This window comes from Chitinophaga sp. 10T418 (assembly GCF_056394125.1).
This window is the reverse complement of sequence record NZ_JBFTHG010000004.1, coordinates 410,639-429,215: the sequence shown is the minus strand read 5'-3', so window position 1 is coordinate 429,215 and position 18,577 is coordinate 410,639. Positions and strand designations below refer to the sequence as shown.

21 protein-coding genes are annotated in these 18,577 nt (G+C 45.9%); 10 read left to right on the top strand and 11 right to left on the bottom strand.

What is annotated here, in order from left to right; all coding sequences use genetic code 11:
* Nucleotide 1: 1 nt before the first annotated feature.
* Together recR and AC1DCV_RS13965 are read right to left on the bottom strand one after the other, a co-directional pair.
* Nucleotides 2–622 (bottom strand): recombination mediator RecR, encoded by a 621-nt coding sequence (gene recR / locus AC1DCV_RS13970; protein ID WP_441577629.1) that lies wholly within the window; start codon nt 620–622, stop codon nt 2–4.
* A gap of 59 nt (nt 623–681) precedes the next feature.
* Nucleotides 682–2,139: an Ig-like domain-containing protein gene (locus AC1DCV_RS13965; RefSeq protein WP_477023715.1), complete on the bottom strand. Its 1,458-nt coding sequence runs from the start codon at nt 2,137–2,139 to the stop codon at nt 682–684.
* A 137-nt stretch (nt 2,140–2,276) separates the two neighbouring features.
* Here AC1DCV_RS13965 and AC1DCV_RS13960 point away from each other — a divergent pair, with 137 nt between their 5' ends.
* Entirely contained in the window at nt 2,277–2,756 is a 480-nt protein-coding gene (locus AC1DCV_RS13960; protein WP_441577631.1) for an SRPBCC family protein, read from the top strand.
* Here AC1DCV_RS13960 and AC1DCV_RS13955 read toward each other — a convergent pair.
* From AC1DCV_RS13955 to AC1DCV_RS13945, 3 genes are read right to left on the bottom strand one after another with little or no spacing between them, the layout of a single operon-like run.
* Nucleotides 2,740–3,276: a hypothetical protein gene (locus AC1DCV_RS13955; protein ID WP_477023714.1), complete on the bottom strand. Its 537-nt coding sequence runs from the start codon at nt 3,274–3,276 to the stop codon at nt 2,740–2,742. The two genes, AC1DCV_RS13960 and AC1DCV_RS13955, sit on opposite strands and share 17 nt — an antisense overlap.
* Nucleotides 3,277–3,300: 24 nt before the next feature.
* The gene (locus AC1DCV_RS13950; protein ID WP_477023713.1) at nt 3,301–4,308 is read right to left on the bottom strand and encodes a lipid A deacylase LpxR family protein; all 1,008 of its coding nucleotides are present in this window, start codon (nt 4,306–4,308) and stop codon (nt 3,301–3,303) included.
* Between the two features lie 26 nt (nt 4,309–4,334).
* Nucleotides 4,335–5,606 (bottom strand): acetyl-CoA hydrolase/transferase family protein, encoded by a 1,272-nt coding sequence (locus AC1DCV_RS13945; RefSeq protein WP_477023712.1) that lies wholly within the window; start codon nt 5,604–5,606, stop codon nt 4,335–4,337.
* 144 nt (nt 5,607–5,750) lie between these two features.
* Here AC1DCV_RS13945 and AC1DCV_RS13940 point away from each other — a divergent pair, with 144 nt between their 5' ends.
* The 7 genes from AC1DCV_RS13940 (at nt 5,751) to AC1DCV_RS13910 (ending at nt 10,031) form a co-directional block, all read left to right on the top strand.
* Nucleotides 5,751–6,257 (top strand): GNAT family N-acetyltransferase, encoded by a 507-nt coding sequence (locus tag AC1DCV_RS13940; protein WP_477023711.1) that lies wholly within the window; start codon nt 5,751–5,753, stop codon nt 6,255–6,257.
* A 117-nt stretch (nt 6,258–6,374) separates the two neighbouring features.
* Nucleotides 6,375–6,875, top strand: coding sequence for an RNA polymerase sigma factor (locus tag AC1DCV_RS13935; protein WP_477023710.1), 501 nt, complete (start codon nt 6,375–6,377; stop codon nt 6,873–6,875).
* Nucleotides 6,866–7,336: a hypothetical protein gene (locus tag AC1DCV_RS13930; RefSeq protein ID WP_477023709.1), complete on the top strand. Its 471-nt coding sequence runs from the start codon at nt 6,866–6,868 to the stop codon at nt 7,334–7,336. Before AC1DCV_RS13935 ends, AC1DCV_RS13930 begins: the two co-directional genes overlap by 10 nt.
* A 133-nt stretch (nt 7,337–7,469) precedes the next feature.
* Nucleotides 7,470–7,961, top strand: a complete 492-nt coding sequence (locus tag AC1DCV_RS13925) for a hypothetical protein (RefSeq protein WP_477023708.1) — start codon at nt 7,470–7,472, stop codon at nt 7,959–7,961.
* A 127-nt stretch (nt 7,962–8,088) separates the two neighbouring features.
* Nucleotides 8,089–8,580: a hypothetical protein gene (locus tag AC1DCV_RS13920; RefSeq protein WP_441577639.1), complete on the top strand. Its 492-nt coding sequence runs from the start codon at nt 8,089–8,091 to the stop codon at nt 8,578–8,580.
* A gap of 165 nt (nt 8,581–8,745) precedes the next feature.
* Nucleotides 8,746–9,492, top strand: a complete 747-nt coding sequence (locus AC1DCV_RS13915; RefSeq protein ID WP_477023707.1) for a metal-dependent hydrolase — start codon at nt 8,746–8,748, stop codon at nt 9,490–9,492.
* 32 nt (nt 9,493–9,524) lie between these two features.
* Complete coding sequence (locus AC1DCV_RS13910) at nt 9,525–10,031, top strand: GNAT family N-acetyltransferase (protein ID WP_477023706.1); 507 nt, start codon at nt 9,525–9,527, stop codon at nt 10,029–10,031.
* A 16-nt stretch (nt 10,032–10,047) separates the two neighbouring features.
* Here AC1DCV_RS13910 and AC1DCV_RS13905 read toward each other — a convergent pair whose 3' ends face one another.
* The 6 genes from AC1DCV_RS13905 to ispG form a co-directional block, all read right to left on the bottom strand.
* Complete coding sequence (locus AC1DCV_RS13905) at nt 10,048–10,941, bottom strand: LysR substrate-binding domain-containing protein (RefSeq protein ID WP_331961384.1); 894 nt, start codon at nt 10,939–10,941, stop codon at nt 10,048–10,050.
* A gap of 22 nt (nt 10,942–10,963) precedes the next feature.
* A complete protein-coding gene (locus tag AC1DCV_RS13900) occupies nt 10,964–11,881 on the bottom strand; it encodes a molybdate ABC transporter substrate-binding protein (protein ID WP_477023705.1) in 918 nt (305 codons plus the stop codon).
* Nucleotides 11,882–11,890: 9 nt separating this feature from the next.
* Nucleotides 11,891–12,310 carry a DsrE family protein gene (locus tag AC1DCV_RS13895; protein WP_477023704.1) on the bottom strand — a complete coding sequence of 140 codons (420 nt, stop codon included), beginning with the start codon at nt 12,308–12,310 and terminating at the stop codon, nt 11,891–11,893.
* Between the two features lie 21 nt (nt 12,311–12,331).
* On the bottom strand, nt 12,332–13,333 hold the full coding sequence (locus AC1DCV_RS13890) for a c-type cytochrome (protein WP_477023703.1): 1,002 nt from the start codon (nt 13,331–13,333) through the stop codon (nt 12,332–12,334).
* 287 nt (nt 13,334–13,620) lie between these two features.
* Nucleotides 13,621–13,962, bottom strand: coding sequence for a hypothetical protein (locus AC1DCV_RS13885; RefSeq protein ID WP_477023702.1), 342 nt, complete (start codon nt 13,960–13,962; stop codon nt 13,621–13,623).
* An 81-nt stretch (nt 13,963–14,043) separates the two neighbouring features.
* Nucleotides 14,044–16,008: a (E)-4-hydroxy-3-methylbut-2-enyl-diphosphate synthase gene (gene ispG, locus AC1DCV_RS13880; RefSeq protein ID WP_477023701.1), complete on the bottom strand. Its 1,965-nt coding sequence runs from the start codon at nt 16,006–16,008 to the stop codon at nt 14,044–14,046.
* Between the two features lie 164 nt (nt 16,009–16,172).
* Between ispG and AC1DCV_RS13875 the strand changes: the two genes are divergently transcribed.
* Together AC1DCV_RS13875 and AC1DCV_RS13870 are read left to right on the top strand one after the other, a co-directional pair.
* Nucleotides 16,173–17,036 (top strand): helix-turn-helix domain-containing protein, encoded by an 864-nt coding sequence (locus AC1DCV_RS13875; protein ID WP_477023700.1) that lies wholly within the window; start codon nt 16,173–16,175, stop codon nt 17,034–17,036.
* 112 nt (nt 17,037–17,148) lie between these two features.
* Complete coding sequence (locus AC1DCV_RS13870; protein WP_477023699.1) at nt 17,149–18,564, top strand: TolC family protein; 1,416 nt, start codon at nt 17,149–17,151, stop codon at nt 18,562–18,564.
* The last annotated feature ends 13 nt before the right edge of the window (nt 18,565–18,577 follow it).

Sequence of the window (18,577 nt, the reverse complement as noted above, 5' to 3'; positions counted from 1 at the left end):
TTTATTTATTCTGTACATAACTTTCCAACGGCAGCCGGTTGCTGATAGAACGTGCCAGGGTCATTTCATCTGCATATTCTAATTCTCCCCCAAAAGCAATACCACGGGCTATCGTGGTAATTTTTACCGGAAATTCTTTTAGTTTTTTAGAGAGATAATAAATAGTAGTATCTCCCTCAATAGTAGGACTTACCGCCATAATAACCTCTTCCACACCCTGGAACCGCACCCTTTCTACCAGCGAGTGTACATTCAGCTGATCCGGGCCAATACCATCAATGGGAGAAATGATGCCCCCTAACACGTGATACAAACCATTGAATTGCTGGGTGTTTTCTATCGCCATTACGTCCCGTATGCTTTCTACCACACATACCACCTGCTTTTGCCGGGAATGGCTGCTGCAAATACTGCACACTTCTGCATCCGATACATTATGACACACATTGCAAAACCGGATCTGTTGCCGCATACGTGCAATCACATCACCAAACTGCTCTACCTGGGCTGTTTCCTGTTTCAGCAGGTGCAACACCAGGCGCAGGGCCGTTTTTTTACCGATCCCCGGCAGTTTCGCAAATTCATTTACCGCGTTTTCTATCAGTGCAGACGAAAATATCATAGTGCAAAGTTAGGAATATTGCAGCGGAGGGAGTAATCCGTCCCCTCCGCTATCGTTATTTAAATGCTTATTTTCTTTGTCAGCGTCCAGTTGGACTTGAGGTTGATCTTTTCAATAACGATCACCCGCTCCGGCTGCTTCCTGGGGTGGGAGTAATAGTTACCCCGGTCCCATTTACCATTTCCATTGGTATCCAGCAACAACCGCACTTCGTATTCACCGGGCGTAATGAAACGCTGGCTCCATTTACCGTTCACGATAGTGCCGGAATATTTAACGGTTTTGTCCTGCACCAGCTGCACTACATAATGCATGGCGGTATCGTTGATAGCATTCCTGGTACTATCGCCGATGGTTAGGTCTGTTACTGCAAAAATGGAATAATCAGACACTTTTTTAGAGCTGAACTTAATGGTATCTGCCCTGGCCAGGTGTTGCCCTGCGGTATCTGTAGGGGCATCATTTGGAATAATGAGCCGGTACAGCGTTCCTTCTTTCCAGGGATAACCCACAGTCCACTGCGTTTTGGTAGAGTCCATATTGTTGGTAAAGGTCACCGGAGTATAGGCACTGTCTTCTCCTAATATTACCCGGTTGCTGTCAAGGTTCCTGAGCGGCAGCGAAAAAGTGATCTTCAGCGGCTTGGGCAATTCCTGCTGCCCGCCTTCCAGGGAGGCGGTGGCCGTTAACTTAGGTAATTTCTTCTTTTTCTTTTCGTCTTCTTCCGGCTGTATATCTGTTGAGTCTATGGGCTCTGGTGGTGGTTTTATAGTACTGTCTGTTTCCATAAACAACAGCATATTCACATCTGAAAGGTTGCTTTCTTTCAGTACCAGYGGCTCTTCCACAAATGCAATCTGCTCGGTGGGCTGATTATATTGCAGATCACGGTCTTCTTCTTTTAATGCAAAGATCTTGTACGCACCAGGTGCAATATTTTTGAACCGGAAAGAGCCATCCCCCTTGGTTTTGGCGTAGTATACCGGTTTTTCCTTCGAAACAATAGAGTCTGTCAGGTCGCGATATAGCATCACGGCTACGTTACTATCTACTCTGCCATTTTCTGCATCTATGAGGTGTCCGCTTACCTGCAAACTATCAAGGTAGTCGCCGGTGGATACCACATACTGGAAATCCTGGGTAATATTGCGTTCATTGATATCACGGATGGCATCCGCAAAGTTGAAAGTATAAGTGGTGTTGGGTACCAGTGTATCCTTGATTTCAAGGGTAACGGTATGCAGTTTGGCCGTCACTATGGGCGGGCGTTTCAGCGTAGGCGACACAATCAGCTTGTCGTTTACATTATCCAGCTCCACATATTCGTCAAATATGAACGCCACTTTTTTGCTGTGAAAGTGAAGGGTGGAATCGCGGGGCGTTACCTGTAGCAGTACCGGAGGAAGACTGTCCCTCGGCCCCCCGCTGGGTGGTACAATGTTGGCGCATCGCGTAAATGAAATGGAAACGATAATAAACATCAGCCAGAAAACCCAGCCCCTGAAAAATTGATTCATATGACGAAGATAAAGCAGAAAGCAGAAAGCAAAAAGCAGAAAGCTCCCTAAGCGAAGATATGAGCAATTCTGTTATTGGTAATCTATCCACTTGTATCTTCGCTTAGGGAGCTTTCCGCTTTCCGCTTCTTAAAATTATGGCCAGTATCTATCTATTGCAGCGCACACAATTCATCCCGGCTACGCCAGAGGAGGTATGGAACTATTTTTCCACCCCAGGCAACCTGCCACATATTACCCCCGCCTATATGCGCTTCACCGTTACATCGCCTCCTTATACGGGTCAGGTATATCCGGGGCAGGTGATTACTTACACCGTAGCCCCCATAGCAGGTATTCCCCTGGAGTGGATGACGGAAATTACCCATGTAGCCTATCTCGATTATTTTGTAGATGAACAAAGAGTGGGCCCCTACAGCATCTGGCATCATGAACACCATTTCCAGATAGTACCCGGTGGCGTTAATATGACAGACATTGTACATTACCGCCTACCCTTTGGATGGCTAGGAAAGCTCGCGCATGGCCTGTTTGTGAAAAAACAGCTGGAGTCCTTATTTACCTACAGGCACAAAGCCGTGGAGAAAATCTTTGGCCCGGCTACTGCTGCTCAGTAATGGTTTTTGTTAAATTATCTCCGGTAAACAGTTTAAAGGTGCTTTTACCTGTTTTAGGCACAGCGCCCAGCCATAAAGGAACGGTAGCAGCCGAGCTTTTATCAGGATTGGCTGTAGCCACAAAGTGTAGTGTGGCGTTGTTATCTACATTGTCTGAAGTAGCAGATTCCAGCTGTATCTGGGTGCCATAATAAGTAGGGGGCATGGTAGCAGCGATAACGATCGAGGTACCAAAATCAGGCTTATCTATGGTATTGTTCATGGTTTTAGCCATCCCGAATAAACTGTCAAAAGACGTCTGGTTATCAATGATCCAGTAGGTAAGACTGTCACTTACCTTAATTGTATTCTTCAGAAAGTATCCCGATATCGGTTTTACCTCCAGTTGGCTTTCAGTAGATGCCTGCACAGATAGCGCAGTATCATTATCAGTGGAGTCGGTATTCGTTTTCTTTCCGCTGTTCACGCAGGAAACGATGGCAAGTGTACAAACCGCAAGTACAAACAATTTGAAATGCATGGAGTATGTTTTTGATAAATAACGTTAATCGCCAATAATAGTTTTACGGGAGATGGGTATTAACAGGGTGATGTTACCCACCGAATGTTTCCCGGTGCCGCTCATCCACTCCGTACGCGTTTTCTGCGTATAGTTGATGCTCATACGGTTAATCACAATGCCTATCCCATAATCCATGCCAATGGTCCAATGCCGCATATGTGTTTGCTGACTGCCAGACAATTGTTCAAAGTTAGTGTCCCGGGATCTGAAAATACCGCCCTGCAGGAGGGCATTATAGGCAATGAAGCTAAACTGTGGTCTTGCCAGGACATATAACTGAAACCTTCTGCTGGTAGCTGCTGCAAGGTTCCGGTTCCCGAAATAGGGATTAAAAAGACCATACCGGATATAGGACAGTGCGCTGATGCTGGTAGTCATGGTGCCTATTTTTCCATTGGCGCTGCCTACTATTTCCAGGTTTTTGATGGGGTTCCACAACATGATTTCATAGGTGAAATTATAATTGATCAGCGGTGCATTGGGCACCTGGTATTCCCAGCCCCGGGGTGGCTGATAGCCAATAAGGTGATGAAAGAAGGTTTGGGTTTCCTTGGAAAGCGCCCATGGGCCCATCACGCCGAATACAAACTCGGAATGAAAACTGTACTTTTTTTCGGGGTTATAAGAAGTAAGACCATGCGTGGCAAACAAGGCGCCTGCATAATAAAAGTCAGAGGGGATGAAACTACTATCTGCTATCTGGTTGGGGGTAATCATAATCTGCATCAGGTCCCATTCAAATACGTTGATGGCATAGCTGCCGGCTACTGGCAATATCCATTTGTCCAGGAAAACGGATTTCTTTTGTTTCATATAAAGATAGCTGACCTGAGAGCCGTTGCTATAGCCCCGGTCGGTGCCCCGGCCCCATATATTAAAAAAGTCATCATCTTCGTATATACGTAATTGTTTGGTAGCATCCTGGGTGATTTGCCCGGATGCTACCCTTACACTGGCACAAAGGAATAAGAGAAGTAACAATTTCTTCATGCAGTGGCTATTTAAGGAGGACGAAATCAGAATACCTTGAAGATGTCAAACGCATCTTTTTGTAGTTGTTCCCGGTGGTCCGGATGGGCAATGCTGATAAGTGCCTGCGCACGCTGTTTGAGGTTTTTCCCCATCAGGTGTGCAATACCATATTCGGTAACAACATAATGTACATGCGCCCTGGTAGTCACTACGCTGGCGCCGGGCTGCAGCCGGGATACAATACGGGAAATTCCTTTGGAGGTGGTAGACGGGAGGGCTATAATGGGCTTGCCATCCTGAGAAAGAGCGGCTCCCCGCATAAAATCCATTTGTCCGCCTACACCACTGTACTGTCTGAATCCAATGGAATCTGCACATACCTGTCCGAAGATATCTATTTCGATAGCACTATTGATAGCAGTCACCCTGGGGTTTTTGCGGATAGTAGTTGGGTTATTCACATATTCTACATCCATGAGCCGCATAATCAGGTTGGTGTCCATAAAATTATATAACCGCTGGCTGCCAATGGCAAAGCTGGAAATCAGCAAACCGGGATGTACGGCTTTGTACTTGCCGGTAATCACTCCCCGTTCTACCAGGTCAATAATACCATCAGAAAACATTTCCGTATGGATACCGAGGTCTTTGTGATTGGAGAGGCATTGCAGTACCGCGTTGGGAATACCGCCGATACCCATTTGCAGGGTCGCACGGTCATCTATCAGCGAGGCTACATGCTGGCCTATGGAGAGTTCTATATCACTGGGTGCATTAATTTTCTGTGCATAAATTGGGTAATCTACTTCTACGGCGGCATGTATCCTGGAAATATGGATTACACCATCGCCCAGCACCCGTGGCATCTGTGGATTTATCTCTGCAATAATAATCTTTGCCACATCCACGGCGGCCTTGCTCACATCGCAGGATACTCCCAGCGTGCAATACCCGTTTTTATCGGGAGGTGATACAGATATAAGTGCTACATCAATTGGTTGTTCGCTGTTACGAAAGTAGCGGGGTATTTCACTGAGGAACATGGGTACATAATTTGCCCGTCCTTCATTTACTGCTTTGCGGATATTTTTACCAACAAAAAAAGCATCTATCTGAAAAGCATGTGCATGCTCGGGTTCAGCATAAGGAGCTTCCCATTCGGTATGAATACTTACCAGGCGCACTTGTTTTAACTCATGACTGCGGGCGGTCATTGCATTTACCAGTTCTCTGGGGGTAGCTGCTGCGGTGTGTATAAATACGGTGTGTCCGGACTGTATTAACTCTACAGCTGCTTTAATCGATGTGTAGGACATAGTGGATGATTTTCTCCAAAATTATCGTGCAGCAAAAAAAATAACTATGAGTAAAGTCATGTCGTAAATTTAATTTTTAGTGACTGCTTATTGTCAACAAACAATCATCAGAAATTGTTGGACTTTCTCTTTGAAATAACGGTGATGGATATACTAAATTACAGACCCGCAGTGGCGGCAGATACGGTGGCTATCAGGGAGGTTTCCATGCGGAGCTACGGCCAGTTTGAAAACGTGCTGGCGCCGGAGCACTGGGAAAGAATGAAACATAGTATGAGTGATCCGGAGATGCTGGATGAGCTGATGAGTATTGCCACCATCTTTGTCTGCGATACCGGCAACGAACTGGCAGGTGTGGTATTCCTGGTGCCATCCGGAAATCCAACGCCTCTTTATCCTGCCGACTGGGCCTATATCCGCCGTTTGGGCGTTCATCCCGGGTACCGGGGACATGGGATTGGCCGCAGGTTAACAGAAATGTGTATTGAGCAGGCGGGCATCAACGGAGAGAAAATCCTGGGGTTGCATACCAGTACCATAATGCCGGATGCCCGGCACCTTTATGGTAAACTTGGGTTTACACTGATTCGCGAGTTGGAGCCTATTTTGGGGCAGCAATACTGGTTGTACAGCAAGGATTTACGACAATAGTTATCCATTTTAGCTCTATATGTTGATAAATTCATATTATCTGTTGTGACTTGTACATGCTTTAATTTTCTATATTAGCAATCTAAAACCTGGTACACAACTTCTTTGCGGCGTGATTTGGCACATATAAGTGAGCAAGTGCTCATTGAGCGATTAGTAATAGGGGATCCTGCGGCAAAAGAGTTGTTGTATGACCGCTACGCGGGAGCGCTTTATAGTATGGTGCTACAGCTGGTGCCAATAAGAGAGCGGGCGGATGATGTAATTGTAAGGGTATTTACCTGGGCCTTTCATCACATTGCAACATTTCATTCATCGGGTTACAAGACTTTGTTTGCGTGGCTGATGCGCAAAGCAAGAGAGCTTGCCATTAAAGAAGCACTGCCGGAAACCGCGTTAACCGGATCAGAGCTGATGAAACAGGAAGAAGGAGTATTACAACGTTTTTATTTAGTGCTGCCAGCCGACCAGCAGCAAGTGTTCCGGCTTAGTTATTTTAAAGGATTATCAATCACAACGATAGCTCGCTTACTGGCCCTGCCGGAAGAGCAAATAAATGACATCCTGGGAGATGCAATGAAATCTTTCAGACAATTCTTAAAAGATACGTGGAACTAAAATTCTACATAGAAAGCGGTATTATCGAGTCCTTTGTGCTGGGCCTCGCTTCTGAAGCAGAAGTAGAAGAGCTGCAACACATGAGAAAACTATATCCTGAACTGGATACAGAAGTGGAATTCGTGGAGCGCCGTTTGGAAAGGGCTGCATTTGATGAGCCTGCACTTCCGCCCGCGGAAGTGCGCGATCGTGTACTGCAAAAAATCAGGTGGGAGCAGGGGCATGCTTATTCGGATCCCTCTTCCAACTATACCTTTATTAACATTCAACCAAAAGACGGGAGCCATATCACCGTTCACCGCTGGTGGAAGATATTTTTCATTATCTTCTTCATCATGTCCAAAGTATTTCTTTTCCTGGCTATCTTTTATTACCTCAAATACCGCATGTCGCAGGAACAGCATGGCGACAATCTCCACCACCAAACCAAACAGGAACAAACACAAAATACAATAGCGTAATTTTCCGGCTGGAAAATCGTTATTAAAAATATTTTCTCAATTTGAGAATCCGCCATGTTCGGATTTAACGTATCTATTGACATGGTATTTATTAATTATTTTTTGCATTTGAGTCGTTTCGTAATCTCGTAGTTTGAACATCAGTAACTATATAGAAAGTGGCATTATAGAGCGTTACCTGCTTGGCCTTACTTCTCCCGAACAGGAAGAGGAATTACTTCATCTACGCCAGATTTATCCGCTATTGGAACTGGAGATTACAGCAGCAGAGCTTCGTTTCGAGGACAAGTTGCTGGAAGAAGGGGTAAATCCTCCCCATGAACTGCGAAATACTGTACTTCAGCGGATCCGGCGGAGTAGTGGCCCAAAGGAACGAAGTTGGGGGAACTATAACAACCATGAACATACGAACCCGGGCCCTACATATATACACCTGGAGCCTTTCTGGAACCGCCGCATATCTGTGAGCATGTGGTGGCGTTGCGCGTTTATTGCCATTGTAGTGCTGACGATGGCGCTCGCCGCCAGTACCTGGCATTTCTATCATCGCGCCGAACAACTGGAAGACGTGCTCATAAAGCTCAAAGTCCCGGTGGTAAACAATCCTGCACCAGCCACCCATTAAAGGCTCACTTTCATTTGGTACGTTTCTTGCAAATGCTGAACTTGCCGCCGTATTCGTGCTGTTATAAACCTTATTTGATAACTGCGTGTTGAATACTATGGCATTTAAACACACAAACTAATTTCCCATGAGAAAATTTTCATTTGCAGCATTACTGATGGCTATTGTGGCCGTTTTTGCATCTTCCTGCTCCCCAAAACAAGGTGTTACACAAGACATTAACAAAAGCGCGGTAAAGGGTAACTGGGTATTAACCGATATTAAATATGAAGGTATTCCTGACAATGCCAAAGTAACTGTATTCGATGAAGCGAATGCAAAATGCTTTATCGGTAGCCAGTGGGTACTTCCTGACAACTGGGCAGGTGGTTCTTACACGCTTTCTTCTACAGATGGTGGTTGCAGCGCAGTAACACAAAATATTGCATGGACATTGACCAAATCAGGTGGTGTTACCATGTTCGGCTTTAAAAAGCTGTACAGTGGCGATAAAGCCAAAAACGTAACAACCGGCTACAGAGTGGAAGTGGTGAGTGCAGGTAGCACGATGACCTGGAGAGCAAATGTAAACTTCGAAAGTAAGAGCGCGGCAATTATCTACACATTGCAACGCAAATAGTATAGAGCTGTTAGCCATTAGCTTTTAGCTTTTAGAAATGCAGCGGAACATTTAAGTATAGCAATATGCTTAAATGTTCCGCTGCATTTTTTTCTAAAAGCTAAAAGCTAATGGCTAAAAGCTAAAAATAGTATATTTAGACAGCAATAATCAAGCACCAGAATTATGAGCACGCATTCCCAAATTCAATTCCTGGCACATGCCAGCTTCCAGATCACCACGCCCGAAGGACATGTTATTTTAATAGATCCCTGGTATACCAATAATCCGGCAATGCCAGCCGATCTGACAATCCCGGAAAAGGTAGACCTGATATTGATTACACATGGGCATCGTGATCACCTGGATAGCAAAATAGTAGATATCATACGTACCAAATCTCCCAAGGTAATTGCCAATCCCATTGTACGCTTTTATTTACAGGAGCAAGGCGTGCCGGATCACGTCTTTGAACCGATGAACGCCGGTGGTACGGTCAGTATCCTGAATGTAAAAATAACGATGACCAATGCTTTTCATTTTGCGCATATCAATCTGCCAGATGGTAAGATCGGGTATCCTCATGCCAGCAACGGTTTCATTGTATGGATGAGCGATGATGTTTCTGTTTATTATTCCGGCGATACTTCTGTATTTGCCGACATGGAATTAATAGGCGAAATTTACGAGCCGGATATTGCTATTCTGCCCATTGGTGACCGTTTCACGATGGGGCCATTGGAAGCAGCTTTCGCCATCCGGCTGTTGAAAGTAAAGCATGTAATTCCTTGTCATTATGGTACCATGCCTACACTGAGCGGCACTCCGGAAAAGTTGGCGGCTTTAACAGAAGATGTAGACCGATTGGAAATTCATGCGCTGAAGCCCGGAGAAATACTAGATACCAGTATCATAAGAACGAGATACCGATAGCGAAATGTAGAAGAATAGTTAAATCCCGATTCATGTTACCCCTGAGTACTGCACGCTTATTCATATATCCATGCCGTTTGCCCTTGCTGACGGAAATATATCTGCGGCACCCTCATGCCCGCGAAGTATTGGAGGCCGGCATACCGGAAGAATGGCCACAGGAGGATCTGAAAGAACAATTGCCTCACTTTATAGAGCTGCTGCAACATGATCCCAAATCATTTCCCTGGATGTTATGGATTATTGTATCCAAAGATGAGAAAGTGGTGATAGGAGATGCCGGCTTTAAAGGACGCCCTGATAAAAATGGGGTAGTGGAAATTGGCTATGCCATGTTGCCATCTCACCGGGGCCAGGGATATATGCAGGAAGCTGCCGCCGCCCTGGTATCATGGGCATTCCGGCAGCCACATGTGAAAAAGCTGATTGCCGAGTGCGATGTTACCAACGTTGCGTCTATGAAAGTTTTACAACACCTGGGCATGGAAGAAATAGCTTCTTCAGGAGAAATGCTGCATTGGCATTTGTTGAATAAATAGCGTAGATACGTAGTCGTTATTCCGTCATATTTTGCTTTGCAAAACGGATAAAAAGCTGGCAAAGTTTGTCCTGAAGCCCCTGCAGATAAGTGAAATGCAGCTTCCTTACCAACTTAAAGTTTTTCACCGGCAAAATGGTAAACTCTCCCAGCTCCAGTTCGCGCTGTACTGCATGTAAGGATACAAATGCAGCACAGGGCGAATGGTGAAGGTATGATTTGATACTTTCCGTACTGCCCATATACATGGCCACATTCAGGTCAGTGATCTTTAGTTTTAAGCGCTTCAGTTCTTCCGTGATCACTTCCAGGGTACCGGAACCATGTTCCCGCATCAACAGCGGAATGGTTTTCAGGTCAGCCGCTGTCAACGGTTCCCCGGTGCCATACTGGTGTTTAACATTGCCTACCAGCACAATTTCATCTTTCGCAAACTCCACATATTTCAGCAACGGATTTTTAGAACTACCTTCTATAATGCCCAGCTGTATAGTTTTTTCAAACAGGGCCTGTTCAATTTGCTCAGTATTACCATTTGTCAGGGATGTTTTTACATCCGGATAACGTTGGTTGAATTTAGCGAGCAGGGGTGGTATCAGGTATTGCGCAATAGTGGTGCTGGCGCCTATTGGTAACAGCCCGCCCTGCATATGTTTGAGCTGATTTACATCGTATTCGAGGTTGCGGTAATCGGTGAAAATGATTTCTGCATGATGCATCACCAGCAAACCGGCACGGGTTAATTTTATTTTGTTGCCTATTCTTTCAAACATAGCCATCCCCAATTGCTGCTCCAGCTCATGTATATGCTTGGTAACAGCTGGTTGTGAAATGTATAACTCCTCTGCAGCTTTGGTGAAGCTAAGGCGTTTGGCTACGGTATGAAATACCCTGAGTCTGAAATCGAACATGCAATAAAAATACAAAATAACCTTACAACTCAGGCGGCGTAAAGCCAAAGTGTTTATAAATACCCTGTCCCTGTGGTCCCATCAGGAAGTCCATAAAAGCCTTTGCAGCTTCCGGATGTGGTGCACTTTTCAGGATACCAGCCCAATAGGAGGCCCGGATGTTTTCCTTTTCCGGTATTCTTACCACGTCTACCGGGTGGGCAATCATTTGCTGATAATAAGCTTCTGTAAACCATACCGGGCCGGCATCTGCCTGTTTGTACAGAATGCGTAAAGGTGTTTCCCGATGATGGATTTTTGTGAGATAGGTGCTGCCTTTGGCTACCTTATCTTTCATAATGGTTTGTTGCAGCATAGTGCCACCTGCTTTTACATAGGCTTCTTCTATCCGCTTACCGATGCCTTCCCAGGCGGGATTGGGCATGCTTACCCTTACGTCTTTGCGGGCCAGGTCAGCGAGACGGTTCACTTTTTTAGGATTGCCTTTTGGTACCATAATGGCCAGGGTGTTGCCCGCATAATTTTTTACCAGGGAGAAGCTATCCTTTAGCTGATCTATGCGGCCTTTGCCTGCGGTATAGATGTCCGGTTGTATGGCAATACGCAGATTACCCAATACCAGCGATCCGCTGAGGATTTGCTGCGCCAGTATGCCAGGTGGCAATGTTTCTGCAAATACGCGCTTGTACTGTGGATATGTCTTCTTAAAATCAGTGATCAGGGAATCGATGACCATAAACTGATTGCCTGCAAAAAAGATGACCAGTTGCGGATCGATAATGTCGCCGTATAAATCAGGTACGTTATCGATGCCAGGTACAGTAAAGGCCACGCCCGCGGCTGGTGGTGTATTCCAGGGGGGATCGAAGTGATGATCCTGGGCATGTAGCGCCCCTGCCAATAGTAGGGTTACCATCAGCGTTGTTATAAAGTATTTCATGTTTTTCGTTTATGGGTGTACGTAGGACCAGCCTTCCGCTTGTTTGATAATTAATTCACCGTTACCGCTGGGAGTGTAACTGATGAAGGGAAACAAATCTTCTTTAGGGATATTTCTTTCCCGCAGGGTGTTTTCGCATTCTACCATCAGCACGCCTTTGGTCTGCAGTTCCTGTAGCAATGATTCGTAAGGATGATCTTTTTTGAAGGCAGTAACACCGCTTCCATGGGCCACCAATTCAATGGTTACTTTGTTTTGCAGGCGCGGATCTTCCAGGGCATTTTTAATGTTGCGCAGGGTATTACGGATCACTTTATCGTCATCGCTGTTGAGCTGATAAATAGCCTTGTACTTCGTTTTACGCTGACTCATGGCATATTGGGTGCCCAATATGCTAAAGAGGCAGAGCAGGATCATTACTTTCTTCATGGTTCTTCTATTGTTTAACGATTAATGTTGCATGGGTTTAAACGGTCCGTATTTATGTTGTTTCTCTGAGTAGGCATCTGCGTAGGGTCCGAAAGGAAAGTCGATAGGTTTTCGTTTTATATCCTGCCAGTCGGCCGACTGATCTTTATGCGGCCTTGGTTGTGAATTAACGAATGCCGCCACGTCCCAGGACTCTTCATCGGTGAGGCGGGGATTATTATGATCTACGCCAAAGGGCATATTGTATTTCACGTAGCCGGCAAAGCTGGAAAGGCGGAATAATCCTGCGCCATCATTGTAGCTGTGCGGGCCCCATAGTGGCGGAAAGGTATAGGTGATATCATCCGGCGTTTTTACTCCTTCTCCGTTGGCGCCGTGGCAGCTCTGGCATTGTTGCTGATATACCTGGGCGCCTTTTTGGGGATCTGCCGGACGGGCCAGGAAGGCGATTTTTTTGATGCCACTACCATCCGGCTTTGCCTGTGGCGTTACTTCACTGCCCAGCCATTCAATATAGGCTTTTATAGCCACCATCTCTTTGCTGTTGCTGTCTGGTGCGGTGCCATTTAAACTACGCTCAAAACAGTCGCTGATACGTTTATTAAGTGTTTCCGTACTGTTGGACCTTGCCCTGAATCTGGGGTAGGACGCGGCAGTAAAACTGTAGTTATTACCGAATGGTTTTGTGCCGGCCTGCAAATGACAGTTCTGACAGTTCATCCCATTGGTGATGGATCGCACACTACCTTTGGGTCCCAGGTATCGGGCCGTTTCACTTACCAGTGCTTGTCCGTAAAGAATAGCAGTCCCCTTTTCCCCGCTGGGAATGGTAGTAACAGCTGGTGGGCGCCATATGGGTGTTGCAGCTGCCAGCGCAGCAGGTGCCTTTGGAATGTCCGGGTGAGTTAAATCGCGTGTGCAAAGCAACAATGTTTCAATACCGAGTAGCATCACTAACATTAACAGGCATGCAAAAGATCCGGATAGGATCCGCTTATAACGTTGAATCTTATTGGTTTCCATTAAAATTACAGGTTGGTGGATTACGATACAAAAGTAGGGCGCCACCATAGCGAAGTCAAATAACTAATAACTATTAATGATAACTATAAGTTATTGACAACAAGTGATTAAAAACGTAAGTGCTCAAAATAGAGAAAATGTTTTTGAATGAAAAAGCAGGTGTTATCAGTGGTAAAATAAGAGTATGAGTAAAGGAGGAGTTGTGTGTTAATAATAAAAAGAGGATGTATCATATGATACATCCTCTCGGGGAAATTAATTATTTAGCTTCAGTTCAGATGATCAGCTTACGCTTTCTTCTTTCCTGCGTTTTTGTTATTTGATTTGTAGCGCATGTCAGGTGTACCATCTTTTTTGGTAGGTCCTGCTGCTGGAGCGGCAGTAGTTTTGTTTTCTTTAAAGCGTTTATCTGGCGTACCGTCTTTCTTTGTTTTAGCGGCGGTAGCTGCCGGAGCTGGAGCTGTTGCAGGCGCTGTTGTTGCTGCTGTTTTCTTTTCTGCTTTCTCTGCTTTCTTTTCTGTTTTAGTTTTAGTGGCCTTTACTTCTTTTTTCGCGGTGGCAGGTGTTTGCGCCATTGTTACGGTTAAACCCATGAACATGGCCAACAATCCGGTGAGGAGCTTTTTCATATCAAATATGTTTTACGAAAATTTAAGCTTTTTTCTTCATTGCTGTATCCGCTACAGGCCATTTTAAGCAATATTTAATAATTAGTTTTTCTCCACCCACATACCGTTTTCGCGGATCAGGTTAATCAGTTCATTCACGGCAACATCACTGTTAAGGCCACGTTTCACGATTTCTTTACCCCGGTAAAGGGTGATTTTGCCTACACCGCTGCCTACATAGCCAAAGTCGGCATCGGCCATTTCACCAGGACCATTCACGATACAGCCCATGATGGCAATTTTCACACCTTTCAGGTGATGGGTTACTGCCCGGATCCTGGCAGTAGTTTCCTGTAAATCAAACAGGGTGCGGCCGCAGGAAGGGCAGGAAATATATTCTGTTTTGGAAATGCGGGTACGGGTAGCCTGTAAAATACCAAATGCTACATTGTTCAAAGTGAGTAGTGCAGGGGTGTTATCCGCATTACTTAACCACAGTCCATCGCCGAAACCATCCAGGAGCAGCGCCCCGGCTTCGGTAGCGTGGTGGATCAGGTGTTCATCTGCCGAAGGCTGATGACTGATACTATGGATGATAACAGGAACGGTGATGTTATTTTCAAGCAAGGTAATGAACAGGCGTCTGATAGCGGCCATGGCATTACTTCCGGTGGCAGAAGCTACGAGCACAGTGCTGTTAGCGATGTTGGGCCGAACCAGGTAACGCAGCAGTTCCATATGGGGCAGCGTGTCTTGCTCCTGATAGTTACAGTTGTATTGAACAAAATTAATGCGCGCTCTTTTATCAACTTCACAGGCCTGTATATATTCCCGGGGATTGAAATAAGGAACCAGCTCCAGTTTATTTTCCAAAGTATTCCAGTATTGAGCATCTATCACTACCCGCAAAGTGCCGGGCAATCCGAAGGAAGGCAGTTGTTTGCCGGTGTAGATGTAGTCTGCTGCTGCATCGCCGATATTCCATTTATCACTGGGTTCATCGTATTGGTAGCCGATGGCGGTGAGATCTGCCGGTTGCAGGTGTTCTTTTGCGCTGTAATCTGCTACTACTACAGGCACCTGTTTTTCCCCGATGTTTTCCACATGGGTAGTTTCGCGGCGCTGGTATGTAAAAGGAGAGTAGGGCACGGTGGTTACCGGTGGAATAGTCGTATAGTCGTTGCGGTTAGCATATCTTTTCACAATATCCTTACATACAGGCAGCTCAAATTCGGGGTCCTCTGTCAGGGATACGCGAATGGTATCACCTACGCCATCTTCCAGCAATGTACCGATACCGATAGCCGATTTAATACGACCATCTTCACCATCGCCGGCTTCTGTTACGCCCAGGTGCAGCGGGTAGCAGTGGCCCAGTTCCTGCTGCATGGTTTGCACCAGCAGACGGTAAGCCTGTACCATCACCTGTGGGTTACTGGCTTTCATGCTCAGTATAATATTGCGGTAGTCCAGGTTTTCTGCAATACGCAAAAACTCCATGGCACTTTCCACCATACCCATGGGGGTATCGCCGTAGCGGCTCATGATACGATCGCTCAGCGAACCGTGGTTGGTACCGATGCGCATAGCGGTGCCATATTCCTTACAGATTTTTACCAGTGGAGAAAAACGTTCGCGGATGCGGTCTATTTCTTCCAGGTATTCACTGTCGGTATAATCTATCTGTTCAAATTTCTTCTTATCTACATAGTTCCCCGGGTTCACACGTACTTTTTCTACGATGCGTGCGGCTATTTCTGCTGCATTGGGGGTAAAGTGGATATCTGCTACCAAAGGAACGTTGTAGCCTTGTTTGCGTAATTCGTTTTTGATCACGAGCAGGTTATCCGCTTCTTTTTTACTGGGGGCGGTAATACGCACCAGTTCTGCACCAGCTTCGATACAACGGATCGTTTGCGCTACTGTGGCGGCGGTGTCCATGGTATCGGTGGTGGTCATCGTTTGAATGCGGATCGGGTTAAAATTTCCGATAATAAGATCTCCCACCTTAACTTCCAGTGTGGCCAATCGCTTGTATTCTGTCAGAGAGTCGCAATAAAGTTGCATACGTTTGTTTTGTTTTCCTGCGGAAGCAAAGTTAACTAAACCTGCTTAGTAAAAGTCAAAAAAGAGGTCATATATGAGCTCACCTTAAAGCTACATTAAATTCCACGAACGGTGGTTGCAGGGCGACACAAATAGGGGATAAAGCCGTAAATTTGAGCCTTCATATGTTAGTTAATAAAAGCATTGATATACCTTATCAGCAGCTACCATTTAAAGGGCAGTTTAATATCGCATCACTGGGCATGTTCCGCAATGAACTGACAGACCAGCCTCACCGCCATGATCACTTTCAGATTATCTGGTTTACAAAGGGTAAAGGCAGGCACATGGTGGATTTCGTGTGGTATGATGTGGATGATAATATGATCTTTCTGCTCAGACCCGGACAGGTACATCAGCTGGACTGTGAACGGGAAGGCTACTTCCTGTATTTTACAGAACAGTTTTATTTCACTAACAAACATGATAAAGAAACACTGTACGACTTTACGACGCTTTTCGATAACTGGCACGGATACGGGCCCATCCGGATCAGCGACAATGCCACTGCATCTTTGCAGGGGTTGATTGAGCTGATGAGCAGAGAAAAAAACTTTGCCCCCAACTGCAGCCAGGGTATTGTGAAACATTACCTGAATGCCTTCTTATTGCTGGCGGAAAGGGAAAAGAAACGCAATGCCACAGAAACCATGATGCCGCTTACCCACGATGCCCGGGTAGTACAGCTCCGGCGCCTGCTGGAGCAACACTACCATTGTGAACACCAGGTATCTTTTTATGCCGCCGCTTTTGCCCTTACCCCAAAAAGACTGAACGAAATTACGAAAGACACCACCGGTCGCACAGTGACAGAATTATTGCACGACCGGATTGTGCTCGAATCCAAACGCAACCTGGCATTTAGTCATAAAAGTGTCAAGGAGATCTGCTATGAGCTTGGATTTGAAGACCCTGCCTACTTTAGCCGCTTTTTTAAAAATAATACGGGTATCTCTCCACAGGATTTCCGGGACATGATGTTCAAATAGTACAAGTCAATAGCTGAATTGTCCTAACATGCTCCACTAACCCCGGTTTATATTTGCATACTTATTTGCCAGCCCTTATCAACGGCTTTTTTTAGACGCTATAGATTAATATATGAACATCTGGAAACCGCTTTGCCTGCTGGTCATTACAGCAGGTTGCAGTTCGGCGGCTGTGATGGGTCAAACCCGCCCGCTCACCTTGCAGGAAGCACTACAAACAGGATTGAAAAATTATCAGTCCATCAAGGCAAAAGAAAACTATGCTAAGGCAGCTACAGAAAATATCAGCGCAGTTAAAAGAGAATACTTACCTGATCTGAATCTTTCCGCTCAAAACAGCTATGGTACTGTGAATGGAGAAAATGGCCCGATGTGGGGCTACAAAGGCTGGACGACCGGCGCCTCCGGACCGGCACTGCCTACGCAAAACTGGAATGCCGCTTTTGGCGGACTATATCTGGCTAACATCAGCTGGGATGTAGTGACGTTTGGGCGCCAACACGCAAAAGTATTGGCAGCTAAAGAACAACTGAATACTAACCGCGCAGACCTGGACCAGGAAACATTTGAACAACAAATACGTATTGCCGGCGCGTATCTCAATCTGCTGGCAGCGCAACGTTTGAGAGGTTCCATGGAATCCAACCTGAAACGTGCACAGGACCTGCAACATATTATTGTATCACGCGCGTTGAATGGCCTCAGTGCCGGGGTAGACAGCTCCATCGCCAACGCAGAAGTATCCAAAGCCAAACTGACGCTGGTGGATGCAGTGAATTATGAAAATGCTCAGAGCAACAAACTGGCGGAAATGATGGATGTACCGGCACAGGACTTTATCCTGGACACCACTTTCGTTACCAAAATTCCAAATAAGCTGCTGGAAACAGTATCAGCACAGGATTCCGTGTCTTTGAAAGAACAACCACTGCTGAAATTATTCAGCTCCCGCGTTACCCTGAGTGAAGCCAATCAACAACTGATCAGCAAAAACGCCATGCCCCGCCTATCATTCATGGGTGTGATGCAAACGCGAGGCTCCGGTTTTGACTACGACTATAGCGCCGCTAACCTGAGCCACTACAGCCAGGGATACTGGTCGGGTGTGAAACCACAGGTAGCTAATTATCTCGTGGGCCTCAACCTTTCCTGGACGGTAACAGATCTTTGGCGCACGCACTCGCAGGTAGCCCGTCAGCACTATACCACAGAAGGATTGAAGAATGAATACAATCAAACCTACAGCCGCCTGCAACATCAGCTGCAACTGTCGGAACAACAAATAGATAATGCAGTGAAGAAATACCGGGAAGCGCCTGTTGGCCTGAAAGCAGCCAGTGACGCATTTCTGCAGAAGAGTACCCTGTATGAAAACGGATTATCCAATATCGCAGACCTGGCCCAGGCCCTGTATAATATTAACCGGGCGGAAACAGACAGAGATATTGCCTACAACGGCGTATGGCAGGCAATACTCTATAAATCTGCTACAGTAGGGGATTTGCAGTTGTTTCTAAGCCAGCTATAGCTTTTAGCTATTA